Below are 11,889 nucleotides of genomic sequence, written 5' to 3'. Positions count from 1 at the left end.
AGTTTAACTAGTAAAGATTAAGATTTTATACCGAACCTTAAATTTGAATATTTGCATAAAAATGCTAAATCTAAAAATCAAAGTAGTGAGGTTGTATTATGCATACTTGCAATAAGTATGCAATAAAGCCTGCATGACTTCAAATTATTAAATTTGTAAATTATAGAACAGTCAGTAGAGTTTATGGAGAATTTATAAAGATGACTAAACGAATTCTAGTAGATGCAAGTTACCCTAATGAAACTAGAGTAGCTTTAATAGATAATAATTGCCGTATAGCAGAAATTGAATATGAAACAGCAAGCAAACATTTAATTAAGGGGAATATATATCTTGCAACAATTACTAAGATCGAACCTTCTTTGCAAGCTGCATTTATTGATTACAGTAACGGAAAAAGCGGCTTTCTGCCATTTAGTGAAATACACCCAGATTATTATAATAATGTTACTAACAGCTTACCATTTGATACTGTTCCTTTAGTAGAAATAACTTCAGAGGAGATTAAGGAGCAAGAATCATGCAAGAACATTCAAAATGAAGAAGACATTGATACAGAAGAATCTGATGCTGATGACAGTAAAATAATTACAGCATTTAAAAATACTACAAATATCCAAAACGATGAAATTGAACCAGTAAGTAAACAAAACAGCCAAGAAATTGCAGAATTTTTACCACCTCATAAGCAACAAGAAATTCAAGATGTAATTAGCAGCGGGCAGATTGTTCTAGTTCAAGCAACTAAGGAATCTAGAGGTAACAAAAACGCATCCTTTACCACTTATATTTCTTTATCAGGTAAATATTGTATACTAACCCCTAACTTATCAAACCATAGTGGCATTTCAAGAAGAATTACAAATTCAGAAGATAGAAAACAATTAAAAACAATCGTAGGCAATCTAATATCAAAAATAACAAAGACATCAAGCGTTATTATTAGAACTGCAGGTTCTCGTAGAACTGCATATGAAATTAAAAAAGATTTTAATTATTTATTAAAGCTCTGGAATGAAATTATCAATACAGCTAAGCAAGCTAAGCCACCTGCATTCATTTACGTTGAAAATGATATTATCAGAAAAACTATTCTTGATATTTATAATATTTCTGTGCAAGAAATGATTATACAAGGTAAAGCAGCTTATGATTATGCTGTTAAGTTTATGAATGCTATTTTGCCATCAGAAGTACATAAAATTAAAGAACATAAATCTACAATTCCAATCTTTGCTCAATATAATCTAGAAGAGCAGCTTGCAACATTATATAAACCAATAGTTACTCTTCCATCTGGAGGGTATATTGTTATTAATCCAACAGAAGCTTTAATCGCAATTGATGTAAACTCTGGCAAAGATACTTCTGAACAAAATATCGAAGAAACAGCTGTCAAAACTAATTTAGAAGCAGCAAAAGAAATTAGTCACCAAATTAAGTTAAGAAACTTATCAGGACTAATTACTATAGACTTTATTTGCATGACAGATTCTAAGAATCATAAATTAATTGAAAAAAGCTTCAAAAAATATCTTGCTAAAGATAAAGCAAAAATACAAGTTGATTCTATTAACTCTTTTGGAGTATTACAACTGTCTAGGCAGAGATTAAGACCATCTTTCTTAGAATCTAACTCAGTTATATGCTCACATTGCAGTGGTAAAGGAATAGTTAGAGCTGAAGAATCTAATGCTATGATTATATTACGCACTATCGAAAATGAAATACATACATCTAAATCAAATATTATAAATGTTTATGCTCACTTACATTCAGTTACATATATTCTAAATAATAAGCGAACCGAAATAGCTGATATAGAAAAAAAATATAATGTACAGTTGAAATTTTATAATGATTTCCAATCTACTTCAGATAGTTTTTCCATAGAAAAAGTTACATTATCTGCAAGTACTACTAAAAGTGCTCTTACAGAACAGCCAGTAGTCACTAGTGCTAAATTATTGGAGAATATAGAAAATCCTGCTTCACAAGCAATATCTAACACTAATATTTCAGGCTCTAAAATATTATCAATAAAATCAAATAAACGAAGAGCAAGGAAACAAACTCATAACCTAGATTTATCAGCAGAACAATCAGTTCAACAAATATCTAAACCAGTAAATGATAAAAAAGATAATGCTTCAAATAATAAAAACCAACCTACTAGGCCAATAAAAAGAAGAACAAAACCAAGTATACTAGAGACTACAAAATCATAATTGTGATGTCCTACTATAGCAAATAACAGTAGCTAGCTATATATGGTAGGTGAGTCAAGATAAGGAGCATTATAATCTTACTGGTGAAAGTCCAGTTATGGAAGTAAAAGCTGGCACACCATATAGTGAGTCTTATGCTGCTAAAGGTAACAACAGTAGTAAAGCGTAGACAGTGAAACATTCTAGCCGAAACCAAATGGTGAACGTAATAGTCACGAAAGTATGATGTAGTGGAAGCCGATATGTTCTACCACATAGTATATGGAGGTCAAACTACTAGCGAAAAATCTAAAAATTTTCAACCACCAGCGTTGCAGGCGTCAGCGAGTTTGTAAAGATTAATGACACAACTTGAGAAGTACTTATAACTCTTACTTAATTAAGTAAGTATTTAAACTACAAGTGCTGAAACATAAAGCTTTGAAGATGGTATAAGGATTGCTGAGTTAGCTATAGTAGCGATGAAACTCAATAATGCGGATTGAGCGAAGGATTAGCACAGAAAGTAAAAGAGGGAAGCAATGACCGTACTTAGCATAGATAAAAATACATTAGACTTCTTTCGAAACTGGTTAACGTAGTTCAAAATTATAAATACCAGAGATCAAATTAAATCTAAGACCGAATCTTTCACGTCTATTTCGATATTTATCAGCAATAATTTTGAACTACGTTAACCAGTTTCGAAAGAGGTCTATTGTTAATGAAACTTGAGCGTATAAAGGTGCTGTCATTACAAAATCAAAACGTAAAGTTTAATAACGCCAGATTAGGATAAGTGGAAATATGAAATGTAGAGAATAAGAGGTATACAAAGAGAGAATGTTGAGTTATAAAAAAAATTTAAATAAACAAGGAATAACCCAACATGAAAAAATGTATTATAACAGTATACTATTTAATAGACAATTTTTGCAAAATATATCACGAGTTGGAGAGAAAGAGATTAATACCAAGTAGAGTAATCAAAGGAACAGAGATGGGAAGTTATCCTTAGCTGAGTTATTAACAATAGCGATATATTTTTATTTATCTCCATGCAAGGATTTTAAAGATTATTATCTATATTACCTGAGTTATAAGTATAAGGGATACTTTTGTTTATCAAGTTATAGTAGAATAATACAGCTATGACCTGGAGTGTTGCTATCACTAGCTGTATTAATGCACTATCTGAAAGGAGAAGACTAGTATATATTACATCGATTCTACAAAGTTAGCAATTTGTCATAATAAACGTACCTCCAGCAATAGAGTTTTTAACAAAATTTCTAAAATTGGTAAAAGTAGTTATTGCTGGTTCTTAGTCTTTAAGCTTCATCTTATAATCAATAAGATGTTCTATAGGTAAAAGTGCAAAGGTAGATCAAGTATAAGGGAGAAGAAAAGTTAATTTTTATTAACTTCTATACTTTATAGAACCTACTATTAACTTGTGTTAACTTTTATTAATATTTTTAATCAAGCTTCAACTTTAACTATAAATATATTTCCAATATTTGTCAATATAACAAAAAAATTAAAGCAAAAGGTTGACAAAAGGTTGACAGAAAATTTAGGAAATTGGGGGCCAGTTTTCAATCTAGAGGTTAATCTAATGATCGAAAAATATATACAATCTAGGATTGATAAGTGATTTTCAAGTTATATGTATTATGAACAAATTAGTATAAAAATTTGCTATCAAATAAAAAGTATAATATAGATCATCTGTTTAATTAAACGTAATACTTTAATAATAAATATTAATATTATGTGGGGTGATTATGACTTCAATATCATCAAAGTTTATAAATCGAGCACTACGTAAAATTAAAATTCCTAAGGGAGAAAAATTATTAATTATCCACGATCCAGATATAATAGGACTTAAACTGAAAATCTCATGTACAGTCTGTGGAGGAATAGTAAGAAAAACATGGATTTTAGAACAAAAATATAAAAACCAGAGTTTAAAAATAAGGATAGTGGAATTTCCATATTTATCTATTAAAGAAGCTATAAAAAAAGCAATAGAATTAAAGACATTAATGGCGAACGGAATAGATCCAAGAGAAGTAAGACGTCAACAACAGATAGAAGAAAATGAGAATCGTATAAAAGAAAGACAAGAGATTACATTCAAAGAGCTGTGTTATAAGTATATTGAAGAGTATGCCAAAATATATACTATAAACTGGAAAGAGAATGCTGACAGAGTACATACTTATGCACAAGCATTAGACCTCTTTCGAAACTGGTTAACGTAGTTCAAAATTATTGCTGATAAATATCGAAATAGACGTGAAAGATTCGGTCTTAGATTTAATTTGATCTCTGGTATTTATAATTTTGAACTACGTTAACCAGTTTCGAAAGAAGTCTATTTTCTAAATCTGAATATGCTTTAGTAAGATACACTGATGATTTTATAACTTGTGCTAAATCTGAAAGCTCACGTATCACAGCCAAAAGCATTATTAATAGTTGGTTAAATTAGAAGCTTAGAATTGTCAAAAAAACCATGATACTTCATATTAATGAAGGTTTTGATTTTCTGAGATTTAATATTCAACAATATAACACCAATAGTACAAGAAGAGATATAGCTTTACTAGTTAAATTCTAAAATATTTGGATGGTGTAGTTATTTTAACAAAGTTGTATTCAAAGAGAATTTTAGCCAAATTATACTGCTGGATGTAGGTTAGACAAGCAAGATTTGCATGTAGAAAACATCTTAAAAAATCTTGGGAATGGCTTAAGAAAAAGTATTGAGGTAGCACCAAAGGTAGAAATGATAATTGGATCTCGATGAATAAAGATCTATATCTATGGAAATTACAATTGATAACGATAAAACTACGTATTCTAGTTAAAGGTAAATCTTCTCCTGATAATTCAAAACTTAGAGAATATTGGCATAAACGTTAAGCTGATAGCACTAAGTATTTGTTTAAATCCAGGCAGATTCTTTGGCGTAGACAAAAAGATAAATGTCTTGTTTGTTTTGATTTAATAGATAATGGTGAAAATATTCATACACATCATATAACACCTATAAGATGTGATGGCACTAACCATATTAACAATTTGTGCTTATTACATAAAAACTGCTATCAAACAAGTACACAGTAATCGCAGACAACTTATTGCATCTGTCTGTAAATTGCTTGAGCCGTATGCGGAGTAATTCAATCAGTTTCGAAAGAGGTCTATTCTTTTTCTTAGAAATTCCATCAACTCACAATGCTTAATTGTATTGACACACTTTGTGATATCAATCTCTACTATAGCTCATTTATTGAAGTTATACGTAAGTCTGTTTAAGGCCCTTTAAACGCCAGATTATGATAAGCGGAAATATGAAATGTAGAGAATAAAAGGTATACAAAGAGAGAATGTTGAGTTATAAAAAAAAAAAAAATTAAATAAACAAGGAATAACACAACATGAAAAAATGTATTATAACAGTATACTATTTAATAGACAATTTTTGCAAGATATACCAAGAGTAGGAGAGAAAGAGATTAATACCAAGTAGTAATCCAAAGGAACATAGATGGAAAGTTGTCCTTAGCTTAGTTATTAACAATAGATATATTTTTATTTATCTCAATGCAAGGATTGTAAAAATTATTATCTATATTACTTGAGTCATAAGTATAAAAGATACTTTTGTTTACCAAGCTATAGTAGGATAATACAACTGTGGCCTAGAATATTGCTACATTAGCTGTATTAATGCATCATTTGAAAGAAGAATAAACTGGTATATATTACATCGATTCTACAAAGTTAGCAATTTGTCATAATAAACGCACCTCCAGCAATAGAGTTTTTAACAGAATTTCTAAAATTGCTAAGAGTAGTTATGGCTGGTTCTTATGCTTTAAGCTACATATTATAATCAATAATAAAGGCGAAATAATGTCAGTTAAAATTACTAAAGGCAATAAAAACGACCTTATCTGTAGCTTTAGTTTTTTCTAAATGCTTATCTGGTAAATTGTTTGGTGATAAAGCTACATATCTAAAGAGTTATTTCATCAACTGCTGACAAATGGTCTACGTTTATTTACTAATCTTCGTAAAGACATGAAAACATATTTATTGGACATACAAGATAATCTATTATTAAATAAACGTTCTTTAATTGAGTCTGTCTTTAATGTACTAAAAAAACATATGCTTTTAGAGCATACTAGACACAGTTCTCCTCTTAATTTCTTTGTTCATATAAATTGCTTCTCTTGCTAGTTATTCTATCTACAACTTAATCCTAATCTTATCTCCTATTCTTTCTCTTCCTATACTTTATCCTAAATTGAAGTTTAAAGGCTTACTCAGGTATATTATCTAACCCTATTGTTTTACTAAGAATAAAAGCTGATTGATTATTGTAATTTAAATCTTCTTGTCCATGCCACCCATCTTGTACAAATGCAAGCAGTTGAGCATTTTTATCAACTTCAGTTTTTTTTTTGTCTTCTATGGAGTTTTCACTACCTATATAAATTTTATCTCGATTTCCTTCAATGTCATCAAAGTTATTTATGTTGTAGTTTTGAGATACTTTTTTTTGTCTATTAGAATCATTAATGCTGCTAAAATTGCCAACTGACTTCATCTTGCTTTTTTTTATTATATTTATATTAAAATCTTCTTCATTATGAGAGTTTTTTGTTTTTTTAGCTTTAGTAGGGCTATTTTGATCTATTGGTGACAAAAGCCGCGGTTCCAGCGTTTCTCTTTGATTATATATAGGTGTTTGCCCTCCTTCATCTGAAGAATGCTCAACTGGCGTAGTATGATACCTGTTATATAACTTACCTGTTTTGCTATCAAAAATTAGTACTACTCCGTTAGCATTCTTATCATTAGTAATAACTTTAGCATTTACCAGGTATTTATCCAGTTGCTGTTTTTTTTTATTTAGCAAAGTATCCACATTATGTTCCTTTAATAAGGCTAACTCAAAATAAAGTATACTACGGTTAGATGCCAACACTAAATCTGCTTTGCCTGTGCCAAATGTTACTTCTGATATTGCCCTTAAAGTTGTATTTTCAAATTTCTTGAATGAGAATAATCCATGTAATATAGCCTGAAAGTCGCGTTCCTCTGTGATAAATGCTTGAAATTCGCAGAGCTCATCTTTAAACTTAGCAAGTTCTCCCAACTTATCATCTTGTATATCTTGTAGTAATTCTAGTATTAGCTTGCATACATCAATATTGTGCTTAATATTATATGGTTGTGTTATATAGTCTTTTATATTATAGCCCACATCAGTGTCAGCAGGATTAGAGTTTAAATTTGTCATATCTATACTTTCTAAGTAAGTTTCATAGTTCTGTCCTTTTCTATTAACTATTATAGTAATTTTTGTGCCAGAATTAATTTTATACTGTTTTTGAATATATCGTACTGCATATTCTACTTCATCTGTTACGTTAACTTCTTTATTGTGCCTGCTCTGCAATCTAGTACTACCTAGTCTGCAATATTTCTGTAGCGGCTTGTCATCTTTCTCAATAGTAGATAATATTATATTGTTATTAGATAGCTTAAGAATAAATATACTAGCCTTGGTCTCATCATTATCAATTTTATTCAGAAAAACTGCAGACTTTTTTTGTACTTTGCTTGATAATAACTCTCCTAATAATATTTTAGCTAATGATTCCTCTGAACGTGTTGATTTAAATATCCACCTTATTTCTTCTTTTATATTAGCTTTAGACAGTTGTGTCTTTGAATCAGCTATAAAAGTTATAAAATCTCGCTCAGGCAACTTATCAAGCAGCATAAATTTTGCCTGTACTTGCTTAGTTATATCCCCAAAATCAGCTCCTACTATTATAGTCTTATTCGATTGAGTTCTACCAACAAGTTGTGCATAACACCTATCTTCTACCTGTTTTATTGCATCTGCAACAGAAGGGTATTTATTATTCCCATTTTTAAATTCAGCTATTATTTTAACAGCATCAGCATTAGCTATCTGATTATGATTATAATGTTTACATAGCAAATACAAATCTAGATATCCTCTGCCTGCACTTTGTTCAACATATACATCCATCGAATATTTTTGTTTGAAGTTTAATACTAATGCTCCATAAACAAACCCATGATAACGTGATTCTGAAGTACCAAAGATTCCTTGGCCTTGCTTATATAAATCTTTAAAGCAATTAAATAGCTGCTCTACATTTTCTGTATAATCTTGCTCGTCGTCATTATCATCATCATTATTACTATTTGTTGGCCGAATAAACTCTAAATATTCATCTAATGTTTTTCCTTTCATATCTAAAGAATTAACATTAATAAACTTGCTGCTAGCATTATAGTCTCCTTCTTCAATATTATCTGTACATACAACACTAATTTTTGGTTTTTTGATAGTTTTGCCGCGAATAATTTTGATATGAAGATGTTTTGAGCAAGTACTTTTCAGGTTTATAATTTTGTCATAAGAAAAAAGCTCTTTTATCTGATCAAGATCTTGATTTGAATATTGATATTTTTTAGAAACTTTATCATTAGATCCAATAGATATAGATCGTAATATAATTTTATTGTTGAAGTTAAATGCTAACCTCAAGATGTTGTTATTAGTAATACTATAGCAAATAGATTTAACACTTTTTCTTAACTCGCTATTTAGAATAGTTAATGTAGACCCAATAAAAATGAACATCCAAAAATCCTCGTTATTAGTATTTCTTGCTATAGGAATTTTGTAAAATATTTTAGTTAACGACTTTTCAAAGTGGTTATAGTCATTTAAAAAAATCTCAATTAACTCTGATTTATTACCCATTTTTGATATATTTTAATTTTGTATTACTATTACACTAAATCTGAATATTAAAAGCTAATTCTCCTATAGTATTCATTGCTGACTGATTATTAGAAGTAATGTTTTCCACATTAAGTAGCAATTTTTCCATAGTATCATTAACATCATTCTTTATGTTATGGTCTACATTCTCACATTCTTGTAAATATCTATCTAACGATTCACTAAAATCGCTATTATAATGCATATTAAGGATTATCTCTTTAAACTTTTTTATTATTTCTATTGATGGACTAAACCATTTGATTAGAGATTGTAATTTATCTGGCTCTTCCATATAATCATCCAAAATATATTCAATCTCTTTAGCAACCATGAACTTATTTTTAAATAGATCAATTTCTTCATGAGACATTGCAGCCCAGCCGACACTTTTATCAGCTAATTCAAATTTATATTTCTGCAATTGATATGTGCAAAGACTATAGATACCATCTTGAGGACAAAGTATCCATTTTTTAAAATGATTTATTTTTTGTATGTCAGTAAAACACCACTTAACAAATTTATCTAATAATTGAAATGAATCATCTTTCTCTATTAATCTATAAATTAGGTAGCTAAAACAACAATATGAATTGCTTTCCTTTGTTGTATAGAAACTATTTTTACAATTATCAATTTTTTCTTGATCATTTGAAAAACACCAATTTAAAATTTGGTCTAATAATTTATACTGATCTTGTTCTATTAATTTAAAAATTACTTCCTGAAACCATTTTTGTGGAATTGATTCCTTTAACTCATTAATTATTTTTAAATCATTTGAAGCGCACCACTGAAAATAGTGTTCTATCTCTATAAAATCAGCTTTATTGCTTGTAACAATCGACTCTAATATTTTGCAAGAAAATTCCTTGCTTGCTAATTCTTTTTTGAAAGTTTTTATTTTTTCATCTGATTCTAGACACCACTTGAGAAAATGTTCAGCTTTATCATATTCTTGCTTTTGATAAAAATGTATTGTTATCTGATATCCATGATCTTTTATAAGTTCTTGTTTAAGCGTTTTTATATCTTCTGTAGACGATATAAGCAGCTTAATAAATGTATCTAAAAAATTCCATTGGTTCTTGATAATTAAATCACTGCATTTCTTAACTCCGCATTGCAGTGAGCCGCAAAACATTATATTATATTTGTGCGTAACATTTGCGTCAGCTAATACTAACTTTGCTATATCTATATCATTATTAATCTCATCATTCAAAAATAACTTGAATACAATAAAATTTTGTATTATGTATGTATCATTGCATTCAAGTACATGTTCCTTTAACCGCTTTGGAGCAAACTGCCATAATTCCTTGAATATAAATTTATAATGATTATCATCATAAATTTTTGAATACAAGCTTGAACCAATTCTATTAACTACTGCTTTTATTAAGTACAAGAACGATTCTTCTTGCATGATATTTAATGCATTATATGCTATAGGTAAGAAGTAATCACTCAATAATAAATCATTCAAAAAACTTGTTAGTGTAACACTTAAAAAGTAAGAATTCTGAAGAATTTTTTTCTGCTGTTCGTAATTAAGTTGAGATAATAATAAAGATCTAAACTCTCGATTATTTATTTTGTTTATTGCTAATGTTATCTTTTTTAATTTTTCTTCATAACTAAGTCTATTCCAAATGTACTCTATTGGCACACAATTCATGGCTTTATGACAGTTATCCTCAACAAGTATATTGAATATATAAGTATTTGTGTCTATGTTGGTTCTATTGCGATTATTATAATCACTCACTAATGCATCAATTGTCTTTATATCAATAGCTGCACTATCAATATTAGTAGAGTACGTATGAGAAGTCCAAAAATAAACCATAGGCTGGCTATAAACGCTAATGTTTTGTAAATAACTTGCTAGATTAACTTTTTGATCATAATTTGTAATACTATCCTCTAAACAATAATTACAAGCAAGTCGATATTTTTGATCATTACTCAAACCATTATCATTTCTTGCTAAAATATTCCTAGCTGTTTGTAGATAGTTAATTGTTCCTCTTGGAGTCCATTCTATATTATAGATGTAATTTATTGCTAAATACTCAGATTTGTCATTGTAAAGAACATCGTTATCATGATATTTTATCCACTTATATAGCTCTGTTCCTATGAATTTATTGATATTTACCAATTGTTGAGTTATAGATTCAGGCAACCGCAACGTTAGTATTTTATCATTTATACTATTTTTCAGTTTACGCCAGTCGCGTAATATATCAGCAGAATGATTAAATAAATTGCTTATTTGATTTATAGTACTTTGATTTATCCATAAGCGAATAATGATATTGGTTGAAGCGATGTGTTTAAGTGATACCATAAACCAATCTTTAAATATATTCTCATCTAGTAAATTACTTTGTTGTGTACGTTGTTTTTTATGAGAACTAATACTTTGTATATTGTCATCATTTGTTACTGAACTCTGGTCTTCATCATACTTTCTTTTCTTTTGTAGATTAGTATTCTTTGTTATGGAGGTCTCTTTTTCATCATACTTCCTTTTTTTATATAAATTGTCATTACTTGTACTAGAAATCTGATTTTCATTTTTTCTTTTAGACATGCTTCCTTCTCAAAAAAGATTTATCGAGATATTACCATAATATCTACTATTTTGCTATTCATTATAAATACCTGTTTAGGTTGTAATAGTTTAGCTATCACTATGTATGACATAGATACACTTTTCGATACGTGAGTACAAGAAGAAGCCACATAATTCAACTTATTCACCATCAACTAGCAATGAAAAGTTAATTTGCATAATAAATTCGACCAACCACAAAA

Annotated in this window: 8 protein-coding genes and 4 pseudogenes; 7 read left to right on the top strand and 5 right to left on the bottom strand. The window is 28.9% G+C overall.

Features of this window, described 5'->3' with window-relative positions; genetic code table 11:
• Nucleotides 1–200: 200 nt before the first annotated feature.
• On the top strand, nucleotides 201–2,228 hold the full coding sequence (locus OTBS_RS07205; RefSeq protein ID WP_011944937.1) for an Rne/Rng family ribonuclease: 2,028 nt from the start codon (nucleotides 201–203) through the stop codon (nucleotides 2,226–2,228).
• A gap of 572 nt (nucleotides 2,229–2,800) precedes the next feature.
• Here OTBS_RS07205 and OTBS_RS14480 read toward each other — a convergent pair.
• Nucleotides 2,801–2,896 (bottom strand): annotated as a pseudogene (locus tag OTBS_RS14480) (IS5/IS1182 family transposase); the annotation flags it as partial.
• Nucleotides 2,897–3,096: 200 nt separating this feature from the next.
• Here OTBS_RS14480 and OTBS_RS17985 point away from each other — a divergent pair.
• The 4 genes and pseudogenes from OTBS_RS17985 to OTBS_RS14475 all read left to right on the top strand — a co-directional run.
• A pseudogene (locus OTBS_RS17985) lies at nucleotides 3,097–3,561 on the top strand (transposase); the annotation flags it as partial.
• Nucleotides 3,562–3,663: 102 nt separating this feature from the next.
• Nucleotides 3,664–3,864, top strand: a complete 201-nt coding sequence (locus OTBS_RS07200) for a hypothetical protein (RefSeq protein ID WP_011944470.1) — start codon at nucleotides 3,664–3,666, stop codon at nucleotides 3,862–3,864.
• A gap of 130 nt (nucleotides 3,865–3,994) precedes the next feature.
• Entirely contained in the window at nucleotides 3,995–4,477 is a 483-nt protein-coding gene (locus OTBS_RS07195; protein WP_041621309.1) for an Arm DNA-binding domain-containing protein, read from the top strand.
• A pseudogene (locus OTBS_RS14475) lies at nucleotides 4,478–4,573 on the top strand (IS5/IS1182 family transposase); the annotation flags it as partial.
• Here OTBS_RS14475 and OTBS_RS14470 read toward each other — a convergent pair.
• Nucleotides 4,533–4,673, bottom strand: a complete 141-nt coding sequence (locus OTBS_RS14470; RefSeq protein WP_157866419.1) for a hypothetical protein — start codon at nucleotides 4,671–4,673, stop codon at nucleotides 4,533–4,535. The pseudogene OTBS_RS14475 and the gene OTBS_RS14470 overlap by 41 nt on opposite strands.
• A gap of 750 nt (nucleotides 4,674–5,423) precedes the next feature.
• A pseudogene (locus OTBS_RS17980) lies at nucleotides 5,424–5,543 on the bottom strand (reverse transcriptase); the annotation flags it as partial.
• Between the two features lie 438 nt (nucleotides 5,544–5,981).
• On the opposite strand from OTBS_RS17980, the gene OTBS_RS16885 reads away from it, so the two are divergent.
• Together OTBS_RS16885 and OTBS_RS16880 are read left to right on the top strand one after the other, a co-directional pair.
• Nucleotides 5,982–6,200, top strand: coding sequence for a transposase (locus tag OTBS_RS16885; protein WP_332370190.1), 219 nt, complete (start codon nucleotides 5,982–5,984; stop codon nucleotides 6,198–6,200).
• A 36-nt stretch (nucleotides 6,201–6,236) separates the two neighbouring features.
• Complete coding sequence (locus OTBS_RS16880; protein WP_332370189.1) at nucleotides 6,237–6,467, top strand: transposase; 231 nt, start codon at nucleotides 6,237–6,239, stop codon at nucleotides 6,465–6,467.
• A gap of 82 nt (nucleotides 6,468–6,549) precedes the next feature.
• Here the strand turns inward: OTBS_RS16880 and OTBS_RS07190 are convergent, their stop codons facing one another.
• Nucleotides 6,550–9,039 (bottom strand): hypothetical protein, encoded by a 2,490-nt coding sequence (locus tag OTBS_RS07190; RefSeq protein ID WP_011944936.1) that lies wholly within the window; start codon nucleotides 9,037–9,039, stop codon nucleotides 6,550–6,552.
• Nucleotides 9,040–9,073: 34 nt separating this feature from the next.
• A complete protein-coding gene (locus tag OTBS_RS07185; protein ID WP_011944935.1) occupies nucleotides 9,074–11,665 on the bottom strand; it encodes a hypothetical protein in 2,592 nt (863 codons plus the stop codon).
• Nucleotides 11,666–11,889: the final 224 nt, after the last annotated feature.

The organism is Orientia tsutsugamushi str. Boryong, assembly GCF_000063545.1.
Classification (GTDB): domain Bacteria; phylum Pseudomonadota; class Alphaproteobacteria; order Rickettsiales; family Rickettsiaceae; genus Orientia; species Orientia tsutsugamushi_C.
This window is presented reverse-complemented; position numbering and strand designations above follow the sequence as displayed.

Bases quoted from the DNA above. Each gene is read 5' to 3' on its own strand.
- OTBS_RS07205 (WP_011944937.1), top strand. From the start codon at position 201: ATGACTAAACGAATTCTAGTAGATGCAAGTTACCCTAATGAAACTAGA.
- OTBS_RS07195 (WP_041621309.1), top strand. From the start codon at position 3,995: ATGACTTCAATATCATCAAAGTTTATAAATCGAGCACTACGTAAAATT.
- OTBS_RS07190 (WP_011944936.1), bottom strand. From the start codon at position 9,039: ATGGGTAATAAATCAGAGTTAATTGAGATTTTTTTAAATGACTATAAC.
- OTBS_RS07185 (WP_011944935.1), bottom strand. From the start codon at position 11,665: ATGTCTAAAAGAAAAAATGAAAATCAGATTTCTAGTACAAGTAATGAC.